This is a genomic window from Marinococcus salis (genome assembly GCF_054971365.1).
The window spans coordinates 1-24,029 of the sequence record NZ_JBQOJB010000004.1; the positions used below are offsets into that span (position 1 = coordinate 1).

A 24,029-nucleotide genomic window follows, 5' to 3' on the forward strand; every position below is an offset into this window, starting at 1 on the left:
GTACCGTAGCTACGGGGATTCTGTCTCTTTTTTATCGTTAATGGAAATAATTGTTAGTAAACCCGCAACAAAAGAGTATGTACAGAGAATTGGAAATTTAACTTTGTTACAAAGCAGATTAAACCAAGGCGGTTCTAATAAGAGCTTTGCTGAAAAAAAAGAAAACATTTATCAAAAATCAGAATTAAAAATCACTCAAGAGTTATTAGAATATAACGAATGGAATATGGAAAAGATTGATGAAAGACAAAAACGATTAGCAGACATAGCTTTAAAAGTCTGGGCCTTTTAATATATTTCTAAAATCTATCAAAGCTTTGTCACTAGTCTCTAGCCTTTATGAAATCCCTTAGTTCAAAGGCAACCTTTCGGCTATACTGTTTTAACACCCGGGTAATTTACTTTTAATAATGCGCTTGTTTCCTGAGTAGCTGCTTGAATGTAGACAGAGGCGGGGATAACTGCGTCTAAGGCTTTTTAAAGGCTTATTAATTCTTCTCTTTCGAGGGGAAGCATAAGCTAAAGTTTATTTCTTATATCATATATATAGGATATAATAGGCTCATATTAATTTTTTAATATTTTCAACTCGTACCTTTTTTCCCAATTTATAGTAACTATTGTGCAAAGCAATTAATAGCGCTTTCTAATCGAGCTTAATTTGTAATAAATTACTGCTCAATAATTTTAAATCGAAGCTCTATTATAGTGCCTTTAGACACACATAGTCCTGCTTGTTTAAGCACACAGCCGTTGGAGGCCAGATACCTTCAGCGGTTTTTCATTTTCATTTCAGTTTTATACTAAAAGTTTTTTGCTGTGAAGATCCTTTCATATATATGACCGGACTGATTCACCGCCGCCCTAGAAATTATTTACATGGGAAAACCACGGAATTTGTGTTTCACGAAGAAGTGTTGCGCTTAAATTGACAATCTAAGAAATAAAAAAGCCCTATTTCGCAAAATAAATAAAGCGAAATAAGGCTTATAATGTCAAGGCGGTCGTTCTTTGGTTCTCCCGATCTTTTGGTGAAAGAAAACGTGAGCGTATAGAAGATCAGAGATTATTTTTTCGCTATACCTTTGGCCAAGTATAGAGGACTTTCTGACGCAACAGATCGACGTTGGCTCGACCATAAATTTGGCGTTTCATTACCTTAATACGATTCACGTGGCCTTCCACCAGCCCGTTACTCCAGGGGAAATGATAGGCATTGGCCACGGCGTTCCAGTCCGTAACCAAGTAAGTGCTGACGTTTTGCATTTCGGGAACGGAACTTTGAACTACCTGCTGGACCCGGGCTTCAAAGGACGGCCAGTCGGTGCGGTGCTGCATTCGCTGCTGAAAGGTCTCCACCAGAACTTTCACTTCCCAGAGGGAAGGATATTGGTTCTCCAATACCTTGACGGCAACTGCTTCCTGCGACGAAAGCGCTGAGGGGACCAAAGATACGTATGGAGACGATGCCGCGACAGAGGAAACACATGGGGAGAGGCTTGGCCGGCCGGACTAGCGCGTACACGAGCGAGAAAATCCTTCAAGGTCGAGAGGGATTTTTTGGTAGCCTCGGGCTTGAAGGACCGTGAAAATATGGGTGGCAGATACTCCCTTCTTGACTAAGGGAAGGATGACCGATCGATACGGTTCCACGCTATGGGACCGGTGGCGTTCGTGGCTCATGGGGGTCCGGAGGGCACAGTATTTCCGGACCGTTTTTCGGTCCAGAGACAATTCCCGGCTGATGCGGGAGGTCGAAATACCTTGTCGATGCTGAGCCTGCACCTGTTGGATCACCTGCCATTTTTGTTCTTCCTTTTCGGTCAACGGGCGCGAGGTTGGATCGCTGGCTGTGAATGTGAAGGAAGCGATCGAGACCGAAATGGTCCCCTTTCTGGGAAAGACTCGTTTCAGCCAGTGATCGACCGACCGGCTCACATGAGGAAAAAGGTGCCACCGATCCGTGATTTGAAGGGCATCGGGACGAGCTTCTGCAATGGCTTTGGCGTACTCCCAGGAGTCGTCCCTGGTAACTAGGTGAATCGAAGGATAAGGAGCCAGCCATGCTTTCACGGCTTCCATCGTTCGCCCGGCAAAAAGACCGGTCAGTCTTTTGGTTTCCAAATCACAAATAAGGGTGCCATAGTGGTGCCCTTTCTTTATCGCCCAATCATCCAGGCCAATCACAGTGGGAGCCTGAAAGGCATGAAAGGGCTCGCTTCGCACCAAAGCCAAAAAGATATCCGCCCTCACTCGAACGCCATAAAAAGGGATCAGCCGGCTGGCGGCTTCGGCAGCCAGGGAAAAAGCCAGTTTGGTGAGGAAGGATCGAAGCTGGTCGGTTTTTCGAGCGTACGGGCGGCACCAGGCCGGATGCCGTTCCGTAAAAATACGCTGGCTGCAGGCTGGCTCACGGCAAAAGAATTTTCGGCACCGAAGGTGAAGAATTACTGCGCGCTCGCCCATGGGCATATCGGTTAGGGTCCGCCAGTAATGGCTATGAATGCGTTTCGATACATGGCGACAAGACGGGCAGAGACCGTCAAGGCTCGGCCTTTGGAGGTAAACATTCATCTGACTAGACGACAGCCCAACATGGAAACAGCCTCAACCAGATTTGTATTCTGTTAATATATTTATAAATTAATATCCAACAAACAAATATTCTTCAACGTCATTTTTATTCTTACCTACTTTAGTCGCCTGATTACCGAAAGAATATTTATGGTTAACAGATACTACTTCTACATTTTCTTTATACCCAGACATTAGTTCTAACATCTCAGATTTCGTTGGTAAAGAATTAGAAGAATAAGATACTAACAAAATGCTGTCTTGGTGCTTTTTAAATAAGCGGTCAAAAGCATCATAAGCTCCCTTTCGCGAATTAAACGGAGTCGGATAGTTTTTAAATTTCTTGGTTTTTGTATTTTCTTGAATCTCTACATCTTTCCAATCTCTAGAAAGTCCCTCTACAAAATGATATCTGCGAATATATTCATTGTCAGAATATGGACTGTAGTAAGGTGGATCTATATATACCAGATCAGCTTTTTGTCTAGTTGTCATAGCCTCCCCTTGGCGTGACTTATTACTTTTATTATTATCAAAAACAGCTTTATTATAAATTTCTACAGCTTCTATAAAATGTTCTTTTAATGATAACCGTAAGTCTCTGCGTCCATCATTATAACGGTCTAAACCTGTGTACGTAAAAATACCTCTTGGCCTTTTTTTCATACAAGCTCTAATCAATGCTGACATTGCTAATGCTTGCTTATTTTTGTTCTTTAAATGAGGGAGCGCCGATCTGATATGATCAATAAATTCATTGTCTTCATCGATAAAGTAAAGTCCTTTAAATTTGTTAGAAACGAAATTATCCTTCTCTACATCCATATTTAAAAGTCTATCTAAGTCATTTTCAGTTAACTTAGAATTGTTATTTTCAATTAAAGCTTTAGTAAAGGTAGATGAAAGTGCCATATAGTCGTTACTAAAAACTGTTTTACCTTGTGCTTTAAACATGTATGAGACGATGCCACTACCAGAAAAGATATCAGCAACACTTTCAAACTCAAATTGAAATGCTACTCCCCAGATATGTTTGAGCAAGTTTGACTTACTCCCCATAAACCTAGTGGTAGGATATTTTTCAACTTGTGTAGGAAGCTTTATTTCATCAGGTACAACCTCAAATTTGGGTTTGGGTTCCACTTTTACTAAAATATCTTCACCAGTTCTCTTTCCTCCTTTACTGCTTATATTTCTTTTTGTTTGATGAACGCTAATATTAAAATCACTATATAACTCGTGTACTAAAGGATGGTTTGAATTTGTTAGAAGAACGTGACATCCTAATTCATGGAGCCTTTTTACCTCTTCTGCTAATTCTCTATGGTCTTCTTCATAAAATTGTTCTTTAGTATAACGTTTAAAATCTGAATACTCGCTTATAGGTAAATAAGGCGGGTCTAAAAAAATAAAGTCTCCTGGGTCCGCATACTCACGTAAAACTTGTTTATAATCTCCATGATTAATTTTTGTGTTTTGCAATAGATTGCTGGCGGCTCTTAACTTATCTCCGTTACATATATTTGGATTTTTATAATTGCCGAACGGTACATTAAATTGTCCCTCTTTATTTACCCTATACAATCCATTAAAACAGGTTCTATTTAGATATATCATTCTCGCAGCTCTCTCTATATCAGTAAGCTTTGATACCTCTTGAGCCCTTACTTGCAGAAAGTAATCTTTATCATTAGGCATGAGCTTTAGCTTATTGATAAGTGCTTCAACATCTGTTGATACTACACTATATAAATTCACTAATTCTTCATTGCTATCTGCAATTACGGCATTTTCTGGAGAAAGAGAAAAGAAAAAAGCACCTCCACCAAAGAATGGCTCAATGTATTTATTGAACTTTTTTGGTGCTGCATCATTTAGTACTTCAAGAAGTTGCGTTTTTCCTCCAGCCCATTTTAGTATTGGCTTAACATCCACTAAATTTATATCGTTAAACACGTCATTATATATAGTTTCAAAATTACTCATACTTCCCCCTCCTTATAAGGGTTGATTTCAGCTCTAAACGAGATATTGTACCACACGCATCGTTAATTTTAACAATATATATTTTATAATTAAAAGGTCATGATGTACAGCAACATTTAAACAATGATATGAAAAAAGTTTTATGTCTAATGTTGGGACGCCCCCCCATCCGTTATCCGGTGAGCGATCATTTGTATTGATGATGCAGTAATACTTTCGCCTGCAGGCGGTCATACTACTAGAACTCGATAGCGTTCCGTTTGATCACTTTGGTTTGGTTATTCATCCCTTCGATCATGCCATTATGATCATCGAATGTAAAACTGTCCAGGATTTCGGTCTGTCAGCGCACACTGTGACGGCAGCCTGCGCCATGTCCCGAAACCCACTCGCTTCCCCCGGCCGGGAGAAGACGTACAAATCATCCTGGATCGCGCCGGCCTGGCCGGTTGTCATCCGGCGCTTGCTCCGCTCCAACCAGGCCCCGAAGGCCTCTTTGAGTTCATACGCCGTCCGGAGCTCTTCCGACTCGGCCAGGTAATGGTCCCGGATCTTCCGCTGCTGGACGATCAGGTCTTCGGCTTTTTTGGTAAACGCGTGCTTCAGCCATTTGCACTGCTTGCGGTGGTAGGACGACAGAGTGTGCTGGACGCGGCTCCGAACCCGTTCGAGGGCCCTGAACACGTGCCAGTGCACATGAAACTGGTCCGGAAGAATGTCGACCGGACACCCGGTAGATCCACCCGTCACCAACAGCTGGTACTTGCCGGCATTCCACCCGAAGATGCATCACGCCTTCCGTTCGTCGGCATGGAGGACCCTCAACTCTTAGAGGCCGGGGATCGTTATGGTATGATTCATATGCACGCAACTCCTATCCTGCTTGGTTTTTGTCGACAGAAGCATAACGAATATAGGGGTCTGCGTGTTTCTTGTGTTTATACCCTAACAAATATTATAAAGCCAGAAAAAACACCCATTAAGAATGAGTGTTAAATCAATAAATTATTTAAATCACTTCTAATTTGAGAGGGACAATCAAAACTTTCGCCGCCTTCACCTGGCCAACAAACATTAATCCTTCTATCTTCTACCAAGTAATCTTTAATCCATTCATTTTCATTTAAAGGTTCTGCTTCCAAAACTAGCCATAATTTTGCATAAGGCTTGTTATGGCGATAACTATACTCGTATAGTTGTGCAATACCACGTCTTACTTGACTCCGCATATTTGTTGAATTACAGCTCTTCATTTCAAATATATGCTCCTGCTCATTTTCTTCAGCAAATAAATCAATGTGCTTGTTGGCTTTTGGTAGAATATTTTTTCTTGTTAATGCTTGAGCCATTTCTGTAACTAACTTTTGATGGTTAATAGATGCCCTTTCTCTAGCACCAGCGCCAACTTGAAATGTGATGTCCCCGTCCTCTTCCATAGATAAAGACCCATCCCAAATGTCATTTAACTCCCTTATTTCTGATACAAGACTTCTTGCTTGGTAAGTATCTTGATCTTCAATAGTGTCTTCCTCATCCTGTATTTCCATAGCGTACCCGTCATAAATAGGTTTATAATTAACTCTATAACAGTTGTTATCTATGTTTATTAAATCTAATTCCAAAAGCCACCTTATCATCGTCGAAGTTCTACGATAAGCAATACTTTCTTTTACTTCAAGAGAGATTAAGTAATATGTTATTTCTTCAGCAGTACAGTTAGGGTTTGATTCTATGTACTCATATATTGCATTTATTGCATCGTTCTTCAAAACAGAATTCGCGATATAAAGCTTTTTTGCTTCTTGTGGTAAAGATAGAAAATCTCTACCGCTTTGGGTTAATATAGAATGATTCTTACCAACCGACCTTAGCAAACCCAATTGTTCTCCAGCAAGGCGATAATAACGTCCTTGTCTTTCTCCTTTATCTATAGAGTTTGCGATATCTTGATATGTTCTCGCTCCTCTTGAAACAGCTTTAACAGATCTAATTACGTCTTCCAAACTATTTGCTTGTGGAATAACTGATGAATCAAGCAATTTATCACTCCCTATGAAGAATTCACTTGTTACATTCTATCTCAGCGAACAAGTTAATTGAAGCTCTTATTTCGCAGGTTTATTAACAATTATTTCCATTATGAATAAAAAAGAGACAGAAACATCGTTGATAAGGTACAATGGCATCGACCAAAACACCATTGAAAAAGGATTCTGCCTCATGTCTACCGTATCATATTCCTCCTGCATCGCCAACGCCTTTGATCAATGGAACCTCCGGTTCTTTATGTCCGCCCCGGCTGTCCGGCATATGCAAAAGCTGCTAGAAGAAGGCTGGGCCCGGGAGCATCGCAATGGGGGGGAGTGAAAACCCTTCAGGAAGCCGCCAATCATAACGATCATCATTCGTCGGTGGCTCGGTTTTTTGCACGTGCCGGGCGGGTGACCAAACCCTGGAGCGTAAGCTCCAGCGCTCGGTGCTACAGCATATCCGGCGGGAGGCTTCCTCCGCCAATCCGGTCCTGATCTCCATCCATGATACCGTCGTTCCCAAATCGAAACCTTCGTCACAAGCGCACTACCCGCTCGACGACGGCGGATACCATTTTGATCATCAGACCGGCACGACCGTTTACGGGAATCAATGGCTCCCCCTCATGGCAGGCACGAACAAGCGCCTGTATCCCTATCATATCGAACGATATGATAGGGATACAGGCCCAGTAAAATCGATCTGGCCCTTCAGCAGCTTCGCACCATCGACGTGGGCGATTGAAACCTTTTTCCAGGAAGCCAAGGGCAGGCTGTCGATGGGCGGGTACCGGCTGCGGAGCGCTTCAGCCATCCGACACTGCCTGCTTCTCCTCCAAACTACCTGGCTGCTACTTGCCTGGGCATTTGCGGGCACCATCAGCGAAGCCTTTCATGCCAGTCACCAGGATCACCGGCGGCGGGAGATTACGGATATTTATCAGTGCGCCCGGGCGAGCGCGACCCTGGAAAGCGCGTATGACGCTTACCGCGTGGCCTGACCCGCAAAGCCATCGGTTGGATGATATTGTCGGTGATTTCTAATATTTAAATCCATGACCAACACTTGTTTTAAAAACTGCAAAATTAGAGTTGAAGTGAATAATTAATCAAAATTACCAAAATATAAAAGGATAGTAACATACTTTATTTTATATATAGTACTGAAGCAACACCACAGAAAAGAAAACTATATAAGTTGAACTTAATCTTTTGATCTTCTTTTCGGGTATAACAGAAGTATATAGATACCCGAAAGGATCGATGAGCATGAACCGAGAACAAGCTATTCGTGAACTGGAAAAAGCGAGACATGCTGCCTCTGACCGCCGCTCATTCGAGCGGTACCAGGCCCTGCTATTATGGTGTAAAGGCTATGCTCTTTCCGCTATTGGCGAAATTATCGGCCACTGCCCGGCCACGATTCACAACGATGTCAACGCGTATAAGGCAGGTGGCATCTCTGGTCTGGAGCGGGGAAAATCGCCCGGCAAGCCCTCGAAATTATCGGCGGATCAACAACAAGTCCTGAAAGAGACCATTGCGTATCAAACCCCGGCCGATGGGGGCATAGAGGGATGCGACTTCGTCGTAAATAAAAGAAAAATCCAGCGCGGCCTCGATCTGGCGGACCAGGTGGTCCGCGGGCACTAACTGATCCAACTGAATGGTCGCTTCCCGGTAACGAGCTTCTTCCATATTCCGCCTCCTCATGCGCCATAACCCCTTCCCAGACTATTTCTTTTTATCATAGCATAAAAAAACTGCCGACACGCTCTAAAATGAGAGCCATTGTCGACAGTCTAGTAGCTTCCTTTTCGGGGAGCTCTTTTTTTATTCCTCGCTCTCGCTTTCGGTCTGCAGGGAGACGGTCCGCTGCGGGACGAAGGTGCTGATGGCGTGCTTGTAGACGAGCTGCTGCTTGCCGTCGCTGTCGAGGACGACGGTGAAGTTGTCAAAGGCTTTGATCAGGCCGCGCAGCTGAAAGCCGTTCGTCAGAAAGACGGTCACCTGAATTTTTTCCTTGCGTACCACATTCAAAAACTGATCCTGGATATTGACTGATTGTTTCATGATTGAATCTCCTTCCACTGCAGGGCTTAGTAAGTGATTTATGTATTAGCGATGCTCGCGCTCGAACTGCCGCAGAATCGAAGCAAACGCTTCGTCGGCAAACGGCCGGGAGCGATCGGTAATATCATACCAGTGTGCGTCCTCTTTGTTGCGGAACCAGGTGAGCTGCCGCTTGGCGTATCTCCTGGAGTTGCGCTTCATCCGCTCGGCGACCCAGTCGGTGCCTTGGTCCCCGCGGAAATACGGGAACCATTCCTTGTAGCCGATCGCCTGGGCGGCCTGTACTTCCTCGCCGAAGCGTTCATACAGCCAGCGCGCCTCGTGCTCGAGGCCCCCTTCCATCATGCGGTCGACCCGGCGCTCGATCCGCTCATACAAATACGGACGGTTCATTGTTAATCCTATCATGAATGAGGCGTAGGGCGAATGCTTTTTTTGCATTTTTTTGGATAAAGTTGGACCTTCCTCCGACGTTTCAAGAATTTCGAGCGCCCGCACGACCCTGCGCACGTTATTCGGGTGAACCGCGGCCGCGCGCTCCGGGTCCTTTCGCTCCAGGTTCGCGTGCAGCGCCTCGCTTCCGTAATGGCGCGCGTACAGCTCCCACTTCTCGCGCACGCTCTCCTGCTTCTTTGCGTCATAAAACGAATAGTCGTGCAGGAGCGCCCGGATGTACATGCCGGTGCCGCCGACGATAATCGGGAGCTTGCCCTCCCCGTGCAGCCGCTCGATGATCGGCTCGGCCTTTTCCTTAAAGTCCGCAGCCGAATACGGCGTGTCCGGCGACAGCATGTCCACGAGATGGTGCGGGGCCTCGCGGCGTTCCTCGAGCGTCGGCTTGGCCGTGCCGATGGTGAGACCTTCGTACACCTGCATTGAGTCGCCGCTGATGATTTCGCCGTTGTATTTATGGGCGAGCTCGATGCCGAGCCGCGTTTTGCCAACCGCCGTCGGACCGACGACGGCGAGTACCGGTTGCTTCACGTGTATGCCTCCTTCCATCCGTACCGGACCGCGGCGCTCCGCCTCCCGGCCGGGGTTAACTGATACTGCTTAAAATGCGGGCTGTCCGCGTGGTCCTTGACGACAATCCGCCGCCGGGCCACCCGCAGCGCTTCCCCGATCCACGCGTCCGAGAGCGGGTCGGTCGCCGCCACCGGGCGCAGCCGGTCGATCGCCGGACTTGTGTCCACCGCTTCGGCAAACATCGGATCCAGGTACACGACGTCCACGCAGCTGTCGGGCAGCAGGCGCATCAAATGGAAGCTGTCGCCCTGGACGACCGTGATCCGCTGCATCGCGTCCGTAAACCAGCCGGGATAATCCCCCGGAAGCCGGAGCCCTTTACGGACGAGCGAGGCCACCACCGGCTGCTTTTCGATGCCGAGCACTGTACCGGTCGCCCCCGCGCCGAGGGCAAGCATGATGCTGTCGGCACCGAAGCCGAGCGTCGCATCAAGCACCGTGTCGCCCTCCCGGACGCCAGCCACCTCCAGCAGCGGATCGTTCCCGCCGCGGTGCACCTGCAGGCCGCGCAGCCACGCCATCGACGGATGAAAAGCGAGCGGCTCGGCGGCTTTCATCGCCGGGTAGTACGTGTCGCCGCCCGCTGCCACAATGTAGATGTCCTCCCCGGTTTCCCGCTGCCAGCGCTGGATCGAGCGCTTCTCCCGCGGCACGTACGATACGTTCCACGCCCGCGCCTGTGCCTCGGCTTCCGCGCGGACGAATGCGTCCGGCTTTTTGACGGTGGTAATAATCATGGCGCTCTCCCCTTCTATGCAGCTACATGATGCGCTTGAACATTTTTTCCATGTCGTAGTCGGAAAAGTGAATGATGATCGGGCGGCCGTGCGGGCACGTGTACGGGCTCTCGCACGTGCGCAGCCGGTCGACGAGCGCCTGGATTTCGTCCTTCGTCAGGTAGCGGTTCGCCTTGATCGCCGCCTTGCACGACATCAGAATGGCCGCTTCCTCGCGGAGCTCATGCACGCTGATGCGTTTGTTGTTTTTCACTTCTTCGATGCACTCGCGGATCACGCTTTCCTCGTCACCGGCCGGAAACCAGGTCGGATGCGCGTGCACCCGGAACGTCTGGCCGCCGAACGGCTCGAGGAAAATCCCGATGTTTTCAAAATCACTCTGGCGGTCGTTGATGAGGATTTCCTCTTCTTTGGTCACTTCGAGCAGAATCGGCACGAGCAGCTGCTGCACGTCCTTGTCCACGTCACCGATTTTCACGCGGAAGTATTCGTAAAAAATGCGCTCCTGCGCGGCGTGCTGGTCGATCATGTACAGCGCGTCCTCGTTTTCCGCGAGAATATACGTGCCGTGAAACTGGCCAATCGGACGCAGCTCCGGCAGCGCCGGGCCGGTGCTTTCCGGTGCCGGGGCTTCGGGTTCCGGCTGCGGCGCTTCCCGTTCCTCGGGCCACGCCTCTGCATGCTCAAACACCGTTTCCGCTTCCGGCTCCTTGGCAGGGGCGTCGTCGCTGAACGACGCCTCATGGGCGGAGGCGTGTGACGCCGGGGACGGTTCCGGCTCAGTTGGGGCAGGCGGTTCCTCCCGCCGGGGCTCAGCCGCCGGTGTTGGCGCCGGCTCGGCAAAGGTGAGGTTCATCTGTTCGGACGCAGGCGCCGATTTGGCCCGCTTCTGGTCGCCGGCCGGAATGAGCCGCTCCTGCTGGAGGCGCTCCCGCACCGCCTGTTCGACAAGCTGCAGCAGCTCCTCCTCCTTGCTCACGCGCACGTCGAGCTTGGACGGGTGCACGTTCACGTCAATCAGCCCGACGTTCATTTCTATATGGAGCGCTGCGATCGGGTGCTTGCCGATCGGAAGAAGCGTATGGTAGCCCGCTTCGATGGCTTTGGTGAGCGGGTAGTGCCGGATGTAGCGGTGGTTCACAAACGTGGACATGTACTGGCGCGAGGCGCGGTACGTTTCGGGCTTTGCGATCCAGCCGCTCACCCGGTAGTCGTCGGTCTTTGCTTCAATGTACAGCATGTCGCGCGCCGTCTGGCGGCCGTAAATGGCCGCGAGCACCGGCTGCAGGCTCCCGTTTCCGTTCGTGAGTAGCAGCTGCTTGCCTTGGTGGTATAGCCGGAAGCTCACGTCTGGGTGCGCGAGCGCCTGCCGGTTCATCACGTCCGCGATGTTCGCCACCTCGGTATTCATCGTACGCACGTATTTAAGCCTTGCGGGCGTGTTAAAAAACAGGTCGCGCACCTCTACCTGGGTGCCCTGACGGCTTTTGGACGGCGTGCAGGCGATGCGTTTGCCGCCCTGGTAGCGGATCAGCACCCCGGCCTCACGTCCGTCCCCGGTTTCCATCGTAACGTTCGATACGGCCGCGATGCTCGGGAGCGCTTCGCCCCGGAAGCCGAGCGTCTCAATCTGGAACAGGTCCTTTTCCCGGGACAGCTTGCTCGTGGCGTGGCGCTCAAAGGCAAGCTCCGCGTCCTCCTGGTCCATGCCGCGACCGTTGTCGGTCACCCGGATGAGCGACAGCCCGCCCTCCTCGACGTCCACCTGGATGGTCGAAGCGCCGGCGTCAATCGCGTTTTCCACCAGTTCTTTCACGACCGAGGCAGGGCGTTCCACGACTTCCCCGGCCGCAATTTTATTGGCGAGGCCGTCCGGGAGTTTTTTTACATACGTCACCGCTTATTCCTCCTCCTGGTTCGCGTACTGCTGTAGCTCGTACAGCTTTTCAATCGCATCCATTGGGCTCATGCGGAGCACGTCGGTCCGCTTCAGCTCGCTCATGATTTCTTTGGCCCGGGCGCTGCCGTCATCAATCGAAAAGAGCGCGAGCTGTTCGGGCTCTTCTGCCTCCCGAACCGTCGTCTCCGGTACGGGTTCCTCGGGTGCTGCGTAGGCGGCCGTTTTCTGCTGCTCAAAGCTTTTCAGGATTGTCTCGGATCGCTCGATCACCTGCGGCGGCAGCCCGGCGAGCTTGGCCACGTAAATGCCGTAGCTGCGGTCGGCCCTGCCCGGCTCCACCCTGTGCAGGAAGATGATTTCCCCGTTCTCTTCCACCGCCCGCACGTGCACGTTCCGAAGCGCCGGCAGGTGGTCCTCCATCACGGTCAGCTCGTGGTAGTGCGTGGAAAAAAGCGTTTTGGCCCCGACCTGCTCGTGAATGTATTCCATGATCGCCTGCGCAAGCGCCATGCCGTCGTACGTGGACGTGCCGCGCCCGATTTCGTCGAGCAGGATCAGGCTGTCGGCGCTCGCGTTCAAGAGCGCCTGCTGGGTTTCCTTCATTTCCACCATAAACGTGCTCTGGCCGCTCGTTAAGTCGTCGGCCGCCCCGATACGGGTAAAAATCCGGTCAAACAGCGGCAGCTCCGCCTCCTCGGCGGGCACAAAGCAGCCGATCTGCGCCATGATCGCAATCAGCGCCACCTGGCGCATCACCGTGCTTTTCCCGGCCATGTTCGGCCCCGTAATTAACAGCATGCCGTGCTCGTCCATATGGGTGTCGTTTGACACAAATTCGCCCGCGGTGAGCATCGTCTCCACGACCGGATGGCGTCCGTTGCGCACGGCAAGCGTTTTGTCCGCGCTGAAGGCCGGGCGCACGTAACCGAGCCGCTCGCTTACATGGGCAAAGTTCTGCAGCACATCCATTTCACTCAGCAGGTCCGCAAGCTCCTGGAGCGGACGCACGTAGCCCGCGACGCGTTCACGCAGATCGAGAAACAGCTCGTACTCGAGCTGGACGGCACGGTCCGCCGAGCCGAGAATCAGGTCCTCTTTTTCCTTTAGCTCTGGGGTGATGTAGCGCTCGGCGTTCGTGAGCGTCTGCTTGCGCTCGTAGCGGCCGTCCGGAATCAGGTAGGTGTTGGCCCGGGTGATTTCAATATAGTAGCCGAACACCCGGTTGTAGCCGACCTTGAGCGACTTGATGCCGGTCTCGGCCCGTTCCTTCTGTTCGAGCTCCGCGATCCACTGCTTGCCGTTCTGGCCCGCCTCGCGGTACTGGTCGAGCTCCTCGTGAAAGCCGGAGCGGAACATGCCGCCCTCCTGGACACCAAACGGCGGGTCGTCCACCAGGCTCCGGTCGAGCAGCTCCTCAAGCTCCTGAAAGGCGGACACGTCCACGAGGCGCTCGTTGATGGCCGGGTTGTTCATGCTGCTGAGCAGGTCGGCAATCGCCGGCACCGCCTGCAGCGTCCGCCGCAGCTGCACAAGCTCCCGGGCGTTAATGTTGCCGTAGACGGCTTTGCCGGCGAGCCGTTCAATGTCGTACACGTCGCGCAGATGCTCGCGCAGGTCCTCGCGGGCAAAAAAGTTCTCCGCAAACGACGCCACCATGCCGTAGCGCTCTTCGATGGCCGGGCGGGAGAGAAGCGGCTCCTCGATCCAGCGCCGCAGCTTCCTGCCGCCCATCGCGGTGACGGTATGGTCGAGCACGCCGAGAAGCGAGCCGTCCTTCGTTTTGCCCATCATCGTCTCCGTCAGCTCCAGGTTACGCCGTGAATGCAGGTCGAGCTGCATCGTCCGGTTCGGCTCGTATACCGTAAACGGCTGCAGGTGGCCGAGCGAGCGCTGCTGGGTACGCTCCACGTAGCCGAGCAGAAGCGCCGCCCCGTCCCGGAGCGTACGGCTCTCAAGGGCGCTGGTAAGCTCCTCCCATTCCGGCTTCAGCTCCGGCACCGGTCCGGTGGAAATCATGCCGCGGTAGATGTCAGCCATCACGCCCTCCTGCTCCTCCGGAACGATAATTTCCTTCGGGTGCGCGGTCGTCATTTCACGCTGCCATTCGCCGACGTCATCGGACAAAAGCGCTGCAGCCGCTTCCCCCGTCGTCAGGTCCGCCTTCACAAACGCCGTTTCCGTTCCGTTCGGCACCATGGCTACGAGGAAATTGTTTTCCGTCTCATCGAGGGCGCGCCCTTCCATAATCGTCCCCGGGGTGATCATGCGCACCACTTCGCGCTTGACAACTCCCTTTGCCTTGGCCGGGTCCTCCACCTGCTCGCAGATCGCAATTTTATACCCTTTTTCGATCAATGTTGCAATATACCCTTCGGCGGAGTGATACGGCACCCCGCACATCGGGATATCGTTTTCGTTTTTCTGGCCGCGTTTGGTGAGCGTAATTTCTAGTTCGCGGGCGGCAAGCTCCGCGTCGTCAAAGAACATTTCATAAAAGTCGCCGAGCCGGTAAAACAAAAAGGCGTCCGGGTAGGCCGCTTTAATATCCTTATACTGTTTCATCATCGGTGTATCTGTCTCTGGCATCCAAAAGCCTCCGTTATATGTGTTTCATTGCGTATCTATTGTACAGCGTTACCCCCGCTTCTCCAATAGAGAGTGCTTCGTTTTTGCAGTCCTTTTTATTATAGCATTATTGAAAAAGAAACTAAATTACAGTATGTGAAATTATTTAAGTGTTCCGTGATTATATCCAAAAGAATCTCCCTTCCTGCCCGGCGGCAACAAGGGAGACTTTTTTTATGATTTAATCATATGATGCTCTTTCACCCGCCAGGTGCGCTCCATTTCCCCGCGGGTAAGCGGCCCGTTTTTCATGAGCAGATACGAAAGCCCCAGGAAGAAAACACCTGCAGCCCCCGCAGTCTGAACCACTACCACATAATCGGTGAGCAGCCACTCAAGCAGCACCCCCATATCGCCAAACACAGCGGTCAGCGTTCCAGCGATCACGAGGACGGTGCCGATCAGCATGGCGTTGAATGAGCCGAGACGGAACCAGACGGCGTTAATGACCATCCCGGTGCCAAACAGAAACGTCCCCCACAGCAGATCCACCCACACGTATAAAAAGAAATTGGACGATTCCGACAGGTCTGCGAGATGCGCGATGCTCGCCGCGCTGTAACCTTCACCGACCAAAAATTCATTGAACACATAGAGCACATTCAGCGCCGTCATTCCTGCGAGGATAAACAGGCCTCCGGCGAGCATGACGGCCCCCATAAATTGCTTCCTCGTTCCGCCGAGCGACAGAATGTACTGATAGCAGCGGTTGAAGATTAAAAACGGATAAACGAGCAGCAGGCCGTAAAGCGGTCCATAAATGGCGCCCGCATTGAACGTTTCTCCGCTGTAAACCATTCCGAGAACGATATAGAACGCCGTGAGCAGCACGGTAATTGCCGAAATGATATAAAACTGAACTTTCATGTCTTCAAACATAAGCAGAAACGGTCCTTTAAACGTATTCATGTGCCTGCTGCCTCCTCTTCGTAAGAGCTACAAGGTACTCCTGGAACGGCACCTTCTGCACTGTCACGCCCGCACGAGCGGCTTTTTCCTGCCAGTCAGACCCGAACGGCTCATCGACCATGATATTCAGCTGGGTGCCAAGCCTGCGTTCTTCAAGGACAAAAGCCGAACCGATCACCCCGCGAACGGCGTCAGGGCCGCCCGAGACATAAACACCCTGCCGCTTCAGCTGCTGTGCCTCCTCATAACGGAGGACCGTCTGCTGGTCAATTACCGCAATTTTTTCACAGAGCGGCTCGAGCTCCTCGATGTGATGAGTGGAGAGCATGATCAGCCGCGGGCTCTCTTCATGGGTGTCGAGCAGCGCATCGTAAAACTGCTGGCGCATATGGGCATCTAGCCCGTTGGTCGGCTCGTCCATGATCGTCACCGGAGCTTTCGCTGCCAGCCCGATCGATATTTTGGCCATGGTCCGCATCCCTTTGGAAAACTTTTTGATTTTTTTGTTACGCGGCAGCTCAAACATGTCCACCAGATGTTCCGCGAGCGCCTGATCCCAGTGCCGGTTAAAATACGAGCCGAACCGGAGAGCATCCTTCACGTTCCAGTGCTCGGAAAACGGGTGGTCCTCCTGCATGTAGGTCACGTGATGCATCGCCTGCGGGTTATTGTACGGGCGGACGCCATTGATGCGAACCGTTCCTTCTGCCGGAGCCTCCAGGCCAGAGAGCACCTTCATCAGCGTCGTCTTTCCGGAACCGTTTCGTCCCCAGACCCCGGCAATGACCGGCGCCTGCTCCTGAAGAGAGACGTCTTTGAGCGCACGGGTCTGACCGTAATAAAAGCTCATATCCTCCACATTAATCATAATTTTCCTCCTCAATCCATTCATAAATTTCTTTTTCATTAATCTGCAGCCGCCTGGCTTCGGTCAGCATCGGCTGCACAAACTGCTGGTAAAACACTTTTCTTCTTTCTGCGAGCAGCCGTTCTTTAGCTCCGGTGGCAATAAATATGCCCACCCCTCGCTGCTTATAGGCGTAGCCGGATTCGACGAGCTCGGAAAGTCCTTTTTGTACCGTCGCACGATTGACCTGATAAAATTTTGAAATCTCCGTGGTGGAGGGCACCTGCTCCCCCTCTGCCAGCACCCCGTCGACAATGTCGTCCGCGATCATCTCGGCGATCTGTTGAAAAATCGGTTTGGAATCATCAAAAATAGCTTTCACAGTACTCGCTCCTTCTGCTTTTATTGTATACCTGATTACTTGACTAATCAAGTATAAAATAACTATGTATAATATCTAGTATGGTAAAAAGCATAAAAAAATCCGGCTCAGAGAAAATTTCTCTGAGCCGGAATCCAGCGGAAATTTCATCCGCAATTATTTATTCAATCCGTCGTCCTCATTCTCCCAGATTGAGGCGGTGATCTGGTCGCTGATCAGCTGCAGAATGTAGTTGACCTCGGTCTGGCTCTGGCGGAACTGCCCGACGATCGGAATGTTTTCAATCTCTTCGTGCAGGTCGTTGATCTGTGCTTCCACCTGGCGCTTCGCTTCCGTTTTTTCGTAGTGCTGGAAGTTGACCGCCTGCTTCTGCTTGTCCTTGATTTCCTGAATCAGGTTCTGGATCCGCACGTTGTTGTTAATCTGCGTTTCGGCGCGGATGAAAAAGTCCACTTCCTCGGTTTCCTTCAACCGTTCGGCAAGGCGTCCGGCCTCCTGCATCACTTCTTCTTTCGTGTAGGCCATTTGCTTACACCTCCGCAAATTCCACCACATGGCCGTCGAGCGACCACGTTTTGGCTTCGTCAATTTGGACGTAGATGACTTCACCGATCACATCTTTTGGTGCCCGGAAGTTCACGAGCTTGTTCGTGCGTGTGCGTCCGGAGAGCACGTCGGCGTTTTTGCGGCTTTCGCCTTCGACGAGCACCTCAAGCACCTGGCCTTCGAGCTCTTTGTTGCGGCGGTTCGAAATGTCGCCCATGAGCGCGTTCAGGCGGGCGAGCCGCTCTTTTTTCACGTCCATCGGCACGTTGTCCTCCATCTTCGCCGCCGGCGTATGCTCGCGCGGAGAGTAAATGTAGGTGAACGCGCTGTCGTAGTCCATCTCGCGCATGAGAGACATCGTGTCTTCAAACTGCTCCTCCGTTTCGTTCGGGAAGCCGACGATGATGTCGGTCGTAAACGACGCGTGCGGAATCGCCGTTTTAATTTTGCGGGCGAGCTCTACGTATTCCTCGCGCGTGTATTTGCGCCCCATCAGCTTGAGCATGTCGCTGTTGCCGGACTGCACCGGCAGATGGATATGCTCGACGAGGTTGCCGCCCTGGGCGAGCACCTCGATCAGGTAATCGTCAAAGTCGCGCGGGTGGCTTGTCGTAAAACGGATGCGCGGGATGTCGATTTTATGCAGCTCGTTCATCAGCTCGCCGAGCCCGTAGTCGAGTCCGAGGTCCTTGCCGTAGGCGTTCACGTTCTGCCCGAGGAGCGTAATTTCCTTATAGCCCTGGCGCGCGATGTCGCGCACCTCGGCGATAATGTCCTCCGGCAGGCGGCTGCGCTCCTTGCCGCGCGTATACGGCACGATGCAGTACGTACAGAACTTGTCGCAGCCGTACATAATATTGACCCACGCCTGCGTGCCGCCGGCGCGTTTTTTCGGCATGTTTTCGATCACATCGCCTTCCTTCGACCAGACCTCGATCACCATTTCCTTGCCCTGGATGGCGTCGCGGAGCAGCTCCGGCAGGCGGTGGATGTTGTGCGTGCCGAAAATCATGTCGATGTGCTGGTGCTTCTGCATGATGCGGTTCACGACGTTTTCCTCCTGCGACATACAGCCGCATACGCCGAGCATCAGCTCCGGCTTTTCGCGCTTGAGCGCCTTCAGGTGGCCGATCTCGCCGAACACTTTGTTTTCCGCGTTTTCACGGATCGCGCACGTGTTCAAAAAGATGAGATCGGCCTCTTCGGTGTCCTTTGTTTCGGCAAAGCCCATCTCTTCAAGGATGCCGGCCATGTTTTCGGTGTCGTGATAGTTCATCTGGCAGCCGTACGTGCGGATCAGGTACTTTTTGCCGTAGCCGATGCCGCGCATGTCCTCGGGTATGTCAAAGTCATAGTGCACCGAAGCGTCCTGCTTCGTCCGCTTGCGTCCTGCTTTATGGTCGGGCTGGTCGTTGATGACGATCGACCGGCCCCCGATTTTCATGTATTGCTTGCCGTCCTCGTTGCTTTCCACTTCGGCTTTGGAAAAATCAAAGTATTTTTCGTATGCCGGATCGACCGCCGGAGTCGTTTGTTCAGACGTATCCGTTTGCTTTTTATCAGTCACGGTGGTCTCTCCCTTCTCTATAGGTACGGGCGGACGTGCCGCCCGCAATTTTTTTATCGTCGCTTCATATTATAAGCCGAAAACCGGCAAAACTCAATCACCGTTCGACCCGGAGCGGACGGTAGCGGTTGATGGCCGCCGCGATTTCAAACCGGCGCGGGCGCGCAAAATCGCCCGGGTGCTGGTTTTTAAACGGCGACAGGCCGTCAAGCGACTGCTCGTCGATCGTCTGCTCGATGTAGTCGAGCACCTCCGGCAGCGGCGCCGGCTTTTGGAACTGCCTGCTCGCATGCCGGATGGCCTCGGCAATCGCATTCGTCTGGCTGCCGGTGATCAGCTGCTCGACCGCGCTCAGGTCGATGGTTTCCGTTCCGTACATCACCGTGTCGCGGCCCTTGCCGCTTACCTTTTCCTTTTTGCCTTTACGGGCGTCAAAGCGGTGGACCGCAATGCGGCGGCCCGTTAAGGCCCCAAAAGCTTCCCCGGCTTCCTTCGCCCGGTTGGTCGGGTGCTCCCCGGCAATCCGGCGCGCTTCTTCGGTCACGTCGTACGGCACGTACTCTTCAAGCATGATAACATAATCCGCCACGTCAAAATAATCTCCTGCTCCGCCGACGACAAGAATCGTGGAAATGCCTTCGTCGTCATAGAGGGCACGGACCTTATCAATAAACGGCGTGATCGGCTCCTTGCGCTTGGCCACAAGCGCCTGCATCCGGGCGTCACGGATCATAAAATTGGTCGCGCTCGTGTCTTCATCGATCAACAGCGTCCCGGCGCCCGCCTCGAGTCCCTCCATAATGTTCGCCGCCTGCGAGGTGCTGCCGCTCGCGTTTTCGGTCGTAAAAAAGGAGGTGTCCTTGTCGGCCGGAAGGTTCGCGATGAACGGGCTGATGTTGACCCCGGTGACCGAGCGGCCGTCTTCGGCACGCACCTTCACCGCGCCCGGGTCGGCAATCACAAATTCACGGCCGTCGCCGGCGCGGTGGTTGTACACGCCGCGCTCAATGGCTTCGAGGAGCGTGCTTTTGCCGTGGTAGCCGCCGCCGACAATAATCGTCACGCCCTTTGGCACCGCCATGCCGGTAACCGGCTTTCCGTGCGGAAGCTCAATCGTCACCTCGCGCTCCTTCGGCGATTGAAATGAGATTACATCTTTGCCGCTCATCGGGCGGTTGCTGACGCCGCTTGCACGCGGCAGCACCGAGCCGTTGGCCACAAATGCGATGCAGCCGTTGTCCTGCAGGTAGCGGCGCACCGCCTGCTGCTGGTCGGCGAGCTCGAGCTGGGCTGTCAGCTTTTGTTTGGAATGCTGCTGGACAGCGCGCTGTATCGCCTCCGGCAGCTGTTTGGTGAGCCGGTCGACCGCCTCCTGGCCCTGGATTGTGCGCCCTCGGGCCGGCAGGTGGATCGACAGCCGGATTTCAAGATGATCCTTCGACAGCTTCACGGCTGTCCGGTCGATCATTTCCTGGCCGGGGCCGTCGATAATGATGCCCGGCTTGCCCTTCTGCTTGTGGAGCTCCTCCTGCATGGCAAGGGCGAAAAAGTCGATGGCCGCCACCCGGCGCGCGTCGCTTTCTTCAACCTCCGGGCCGAGCTCGAGCGCTTTTCTCGAAAGTGTCACCCGGGCACGGGAGGGACTGGCAAACGGGTCCGCCTGCACGTGGTCCATGTGCAGCCGGAAGTCCGAAAACTCATGCGTGCCTTTAATATCGTTGTAGGCTTTGTAGCCCTTGCGGTCGATGCGTTTCAGCGTTTGAATCAATTGTTTCATTGGTATGCTCCTCTCATCGTATGCCGGCATACAAAAAGACGCCGCGGGGACGTCTCGTTGTACCACCGGCTGGTGATATGTATGGAATTGCCGGCAGCGCCCGGGCGCTGCCGGAGGCGGCGGGGGACGTTTACCTCGGCTCAATAATCAATTTTATCGCCGTACGTTCCTCGCCGTCAATTTCAATATCGGTAAAAGCGGGAATGCAGACCAGGTCAATGCCGCTCGGCGCCACAAACCCTCTGGCGATGGCTATCGCCTTGATGGACTGATTAATGGCGCCGGCTCCGATCGCCTGAATTTCCGCGGCTCCCTTTTCACGAATAACTCCGGCCAAGGCACCTGCGACAGAATTTGGAGTGGATTTAGCGGATACTTTTAATACTTCCATTTCTAGTACCTCCCTGCGTAGGATCAATGATAACGCCATTGTATTAGTCATAATTCATGAAAGAAGGGGCAGATTCCTGCTTTTTTCTAAATATTCTTTTTTTACTCGAAAAAAGGGTGGGCTTCGTCGATACGGATGCGTTCGATTGTGGTCGCTTTTCCGGTTTTCGGATCCGCTTTCACAAAGACTCCATTTAACTGTTCCCGCCCTTCGGCCACTTCAAACTTGGTAGGAAGATTTGTCTGAAACTTTCGTATGATGGCCTCGCGCTCCATGCCGAGAATGCCGTCGCTCGGCCCGGTCATTCCTGCGTCACACAGAAAGGCGGTCCCGCCGTCGAGAATCCGGTCGTCGGCCGTCTGTACGTGGGTGTGGGTCCCGACCACCGCGCTCACCCGTCCGCTTAAAAACCAGCCCATCGCCTGCTTTTCGCTCGTTGTTTCCGCGTGAAAGTCTACAAAGATGAAGCTCGTGCGCGCTGAGGCCTCTGTGACAAGCTCATCCGCCTTCTGGAACGGGTCGTCGTTCGGATTACCCATAAATGTGCGGCCGATCAGGTTGATCACCGCCACTTCCTGGTCATTGATGCGCAGGTACTTGATTCCCTCACCAGGCACGCCTGCCGGGTAGTTGGCCGGCCGGATCATCATCTCGGCGTCATCAATAAATTCGAAAATGTTTTTGTTGTCCCACGTATGGTTCCCCATCGTAATGACCTGCGCCCCAGCTTCGAGCAGCTGCTTGTAGATCTTTTCGGTAATGCCTTTGCCGTGCGCCGCGTTTTCGCCGTTCATGATCGTGACGGTTGGCTGGTACCTGCGCTTCAGGCGCGGCAGGTACTCCTCCACCATTTTCCGCCCCGGCGAACCGACGATGTCGCCAATAAATAAAAATTTCATGTCTGTGACTTCCTTTCTTCGCGTGTGTACGCATAAAAAAATAAAGCGGTGGCGATCACCGCTTTATTTCGCATAATCTACTGCCCGGGTTTCCCGTATCACCGTTACGCGGATATGGCCCGGATAATCCAGTTCACTTTCGATCCGTTTTGTGATATCTCTTGCCAGCTGCGGTGCCAGCTGATCGTCCACCACATCCGGTTTCACCATGATCCGTACCTCGCGTCCGGCTTGAATGGCGAAGGTTTTCTCGACCCCTTTGAAGGATTCCGAAATTTCTTCGAGCCGTTCCAGGCGGCGGATGTACGTTTCAAGCGTTTCCCTGCGTGCTCCCGGCCGTGCTGCGGACAGCGCGTCTGCGGCAGCGACGAGCGACGCAATCACCGAGGTGGCCTCGGTATCCCCGTGGTGGGAAGCAATACTGTTGATGACGACCTCGTGCTCTTTGTATTTCTTACCAAGCTCGACGCCGATTTCCACGTGGCTGCCTTCGACTTCATGATCGATGGCCTTCCCGAGGTCATGAAGCAGTCCGGCGCGGCGGGCCAGCTGTTCGTCCTCACCGAGCTCGGCGGCCATCAGCGCAGTCAAATGCGCGACTTCCATCGAATGCTTCAGCACATTCTGGCCGTAGCTTGTCCGGAAGTGAAGGCGTCCGAGAATCTTCATGAGATCCGGATGCAGCCCGTGAATACCCATTTCAAACGTTGCTTCCTCGCCGTATTCGCGGATAAATTCATCCACTTCCCGGCGTGCCTTTTCGACCATTTCTTCGATGCGTGCCGGATGAATGCGGCCGTCCTGCACGAGGCGTTCAAGCGCAATGCGCGCCACCTCGCGGCGAATCGGATCGAAACCGGAGAGAATGACAGCTTCCGGGGTATCATCAATGATAAGATCAATACCGGTTAACGTTTCAAGCGCCCGGATGTTGCGTCCTTCCCGGCCGATGATCCGCCCCTTCATTTCATCGTTTGGCAGGTTCACCACAGACACCGTCGTTTCGGCGACATGGTCAGCAGCACAGCGCTGCAGGGCCAGGGATAAAATATTCTTCGCTTTTTTGTTGGCTTCCTGTTTGGCTTCTTCTGTGCGTTCTTTGATCAGAAGCGCCGTTTCGTGTTCCATTTCCTGTTCGGTTTCGCGGCGGATCATCTCTCTCGCATCCTCCCGCGACATGCCGGAAACACGTTCAAGTTCCTCCTGCTGTTTGGCGAGAATCTCCTCCACTTTGCTGTTATTTTCCTCAACCTGTTGTTGTTTTTCGTAGAGAGACTCCTCTCTGCGCTCCAAGGATTCTTCCTTTTTGTCCAACGTCTCACTTTTTCGGTCAAGGGTCTCTTCTTTCTGCATCAAGCGGTTTTCTTGTTTTTGAACTTCATTTCTTCGTTCATTCAGAGTACTCTCTGCTTCTGCCCGAATTTGATGTGCTTCGTCTTTAGCTTCCAACCGCGATTCTTTTAAGATTGTCTCTGCCTGCCGCTCAGCTTCTTTCACAATCTGGCCGGCTTCGTGCTCGGCGCTTTTGAATTTCGCTTCGGCAATCGCTTTTCGGACAAAATATCCAATCAAACCAACTATCAATGCACCGATAACAAGCAAAATGGAGATGATTGCAGTGTTCATACATGTCACCTCCTCTTGCTATCTGATTGTTCACTTTCGGTTGTTGCGAAAGTTGCATTGATGATTCTTTTTCGTGTCCGCATTGTTCTGCTTGCGAATAAATACGCTCATCGAAGTGCGGAACAAAACAAACG

General features: G+C 52.3%; 23 protein-coding genes and 2 pseudogenes. 4 read left to right on the forward strand and 21 right to left on the reverse strand.

Annotated features, from left to right (window positions below; genetic code table 11):
* Positions 1-292 (forward strand): HNH endonuclease family protein (locus ACTTK6_RS04865; RefSeq protein ID WP_462832839.1); only part of this gene is annotated, 292 nt, incomplete at its 5' end.
* Between the two features lie 785 nt (positions 293-1,077).
* Here ACTTK6_RS04865 and ACTTK6_RS04870 read toward each other — a convergent pair.
* The 6 genes from ACTTK6_RS04870 to ACTTK6_RS04895 form a co-directional block, all read right to left on the reverse strand.
* Positions 1,078-1,449: a transposase gene (locus tag ACTTK6_RS04870; RefSeq protein ID WP_462832840.1), complete on the reverse strand. Its 372-nt coding sequence runs from the start codon at positions 1,447-1,449 to the stop codon at positions 1,078-1,080.
* A 63-nt stretch (positions 1,450-1,512) separates the two neighbouring features.
* Positions 1,513-2,574, reverse strand: a complete 1,062-nt coding sequence (locus ACTTK6_RS04875) for an ISL3 family transposase (protein ID WP_462832841.1) — start codon at positions 2,572-2,574, stop codon at positions 1,513-1,515.
* A 69-nt stretch (positions 2,575-2,643) separates the two neighbouring features.
* Positions 2,644-4,560 carry a Dam family site-specific DNA-(adenine-N6)-methyltransferase gene (locus tag ACTTK6_RS04880; protein WP_462832842.1) on the reverse strand — a complete coding sequence of 639 codons (1,917 nt, stop codon included), beginning with the start codon at positions 4,558-4,560 and terminating at the stop codon, positions 2,644-2,646.
* A gap of 238 nt (positions 4,561-4,798) precedes the next feature.
* Positions 4,799-4,858, reverse strand: a complete 60-nt coding sequence (locus ACTTK6_RS04885; RefSeq protein ID WP_462832943.1) for a hypothetical protein — start codon at positions 4,856-4,858, stop codon at positions 4,799-4,801.
* Positions 4,855-5,310 carry a transposase gene (locus tag ACTTK6_RS04890; RefSeq protein ID WP_462832944.1) on the reverse strand — a complete coding sequence of 152 codons (456 nt, stop codon included), beginning with the start codon at positions 5,308-5,310 and terminating at the stop codon, positions 4,855-4,857. Before ACTTK6_RS04890 ends, ACTTK6_RS04885 begins: the two co-directional genes overlap by 4 nt.
* A gap of 242 nt (positions 5,311-5,552) precedes the next feature.
* Complete coding sequence (locus ACTTK6_RS04895; RefSeq protein WP_462832843.1) at positions 5,553-6,599, reverse strand: DUF7226 domain-containing protein; 1,047 nt, start codon at positions 6,597-6,599, stop codon at positions 5,553-5,555.
* A gap of 181 nt (positions 6,600-6,780) precedes the next feature.
* Between ACTTK6_RS04895 and ACTTK6_RS04900 the strand changes: the two genes are divergently transcribed.
* The 3 genes and pseudogenes from ACTTK6_RS04900 to ACTTK6_RS04910 form a co-directional block, all read left to right on the forward strand.
* Positions 6,781-6,927, forward strand: a complete 147-nt coding sequence (locus tag ACTTK6_RS04900; protein WP_462832844.1) for a hypothetical protein — start codon at positions 6,781-6,783, stop codon at positions 6,925-6,927.
* A gap of 289 nt (positions 6,928-7,216) precedes the next feature.
* On the forward strand, positions 7,217-7,591 hold the full coding sequence (locus ACTTK6_RS04905) for a hypothetical protein (protein WP_462832845.1): 375 nt from the start codon (positions 7,217-7,219) through the stop codon (positions 7,589-7,591).
* A gap of 268 nt (positions 7,592-7,859) precedes the next feature.
* Positions 7,860-8,072, forward strand: a pseudogene (locus ACTTK6_RS04910) (terminase gpP N-terminus-related DNA-binding protein); the annotation flags it as partial.
* 72 nt (positions 8,073-8,144) lie between these two features.
* Here ACTTK6_RS04910 and ACTTK6_RS04915 read toward each other — a convergent pair.
* The 15 genes and pseudogenes from ACTTK6_RS04915 to rny all read right to left on the reverse strand — a co-directional run.
* A pseudogene (locus ACTTK6_RS04915) lies at positions 8,145-8,303 on the reverse strand (IS5/IS1182 family transposase); the annotation flags it as partial.
* A gap of 120 nt (positions 8,304-8,423) precedes the next feature.
* Positions 8,424-8,663: an RNA chaperone Hfq gene (hfq, locus tag ACTTK6_RS04920; RefSeq protein ID WP_022792841.1), complete on the reverse strand. Its 240-nt coding sequence runs from the start codon at positions 8,661-8,663 to the stop codon at positions 8,424-8,426.
* 45 nt (positions 8,664-8,708) lie between these two features.
* Positions 8,709-9,647 (reverse strand): tRNA (adenosine(37)-N6)-dimethylallyltransferase MiaA, encoded by a 939-nt coding sequence (miaA, locus tag ACTTK6_RS04925; RefSeq protein ID WP_094907896.1) that lies wholly within the window; start codon positions 9,645-9,647, stop codon positions 8,709-8,711.
* Positions 9,644-10,426 carry a class I SAM-dependent methyltransferase gene (locus tag ACTTK6_RS04930; RefSeq protein ID WP_462832846.1) on the reverse strand — a complete coding sequence of 261 codons (783 nt, stop codon included), beginning with the start codon at positions 10,424-10,426 and terminating at the stop codon, positions 9,644-9,646. The genes miaA and ACTTK6_RS04930 overlap by 4 nt, the downstream gene beginning before the upstream one ends.
* Before the next feature lie 22 nt (positions 10,427-10,448).
* Positions 10,449-12,323 carry a DNA mismatch repair endonuclease MutL gene (gene mutL / locus ACTTK6_RS04935; protein ID WP_462832847.1) on the reverse strand — a complete coding sequence of 625 codons (1,875 nt, stop codon included), beginning with the start codon at positions 12,321-12,323 and terminating at the stop codon, positions 10,449-10,451.
* A gap of 3 nt (positions 12,324-12,326) precedes the next feature.
* Positions 12,327-14,912 carry a DNA mismatch repair protein MutS gene (gene mutS / locus ACTTK6_RS04940; RefSeq protein WP_462832848.1) on the reverse strand — a complete coding sequence of 862 codons (2,586 nt, stop codon included), beginning with the start codon at positions 14,910-14,912 and terminating at the stop codon, positions 12,327-12,329.
* Between the two features lie 213 nt (positions 14,913-15,125).
* A complete protein-coding gene (locus ACTTK6_RS04945; RefSeq protein ID WP_462832849.1) occupies positions 15,126-15,860 on the reverse strand; it encodes a hypothetical protein in 735 nt (244 codons plus the stop codon).
* Positions 15,847-16,728: an ABC transporter ATP-binding protein gene (locus ACTTK6_RS04950; RefSeq protein WP_462832850.1), complete on the reverse strand. Its 882-nt coding sequence runs from the start codon at positions 16,726-16,728 to the stop codon at positions 15,847-15,849. The genes ACTTK6_RS04945 and ACTTK6_RS04950 overlap by 14 nt, the downstream gene beginning before the upstream one ends.
* On the reverse strand, positions 16,721-17,089 hold the full coding sequence (locus ACTTK6_RS04955) for a GntR family transcriptional regulator (RefSeq protein ID WP_462832851.1): 369 nt from the start codon (positions 17,087-17,089) through the stop codon (positions 16,721-16,723). Before ACTTK6_RS04955 ends, ACTTK6_RS04950 begins: the two co-directional genes overlap by 8 nt.
* A gap of 156 nt (positions 17,090-17,245) precedes the next feature.
* The gene (locus ACTTK6_RS04960; RefSeq protein WP_462832852.1) at positions 17,246-17,614 is read right to left on the reverse strand and encodes a YlbF/YmcA family competence regulator; all 369 of its coding nucleotides are present in this window, start codon (positions 17,612-17,614) and stop codon (positions 17,246-17,248) included.
* A 4-nt stretch (positions 17,615-17,618) separates the two neighbouring features.
* Positions 17,619-19,202: a tRNA (N6-isopentenyl adenosine(37)-C2)-methylthiotransferase MiaB gene (miaB, locus tag ACTTK6_RS04965; RefSeq protein WP_079476224.1), complete on the reverse strand. Its 1,584-nt coding sequence runs from the start codon at positions 19,200-19,202 to the stop codon at positions 17,619-17,621.
* A 97-nt stretch (positions 19,203-19,299) separates the two neighbouring features.
* On the reverse strand, positions 19,300-21,045 hold the full coding sequence (locus ACTTK6_RS04970; RefSeq protein ID WP_462832853.1) for an ABC-ATPase domain-containing protein: 1,746 nt from the start codon (positions 21,043-21,045) through the stop codon (positions 19,300-19,302).
* 64 nt (positions 21,046-21,109) lie between these two features.
* Entirely contained in the window at positions 21,110-21,370 is a 261-nt protein-coding gene (locus ACTTK6_RS04975; protein WP_022792833.1) for a stage V sporulation protein S, read from the reverse strand.
* 101 nt (positions 21,371-21,471) lie between these two features.
* Positions 21,472-22,269: a TIGR00282 family metallophosphoesterase gene (locus ACTTK6_RS04980; RefSeq protein WP_462832854.1), complete on the reverse strand. Its 798-nt coding sequence runs from the start codon at positions 22,267-22,269 to the stop codon at positions 21,472-21,474.
* Between the two features lie 63 nt (positions 22,270-22,332).
* Positions 22,333-23,895, reverse strand: coding sequence for a ribonuclease Y (rny, locus tag ACTTK6_RS04985; RefSeq protein WP_094907892.1), 1,563 nt, complete (start codon positions 23,893-23,895; stop codon positions 22,333-22,335).
* Positions 23,896-24,029: the final 134 nt, after the last annotated feature.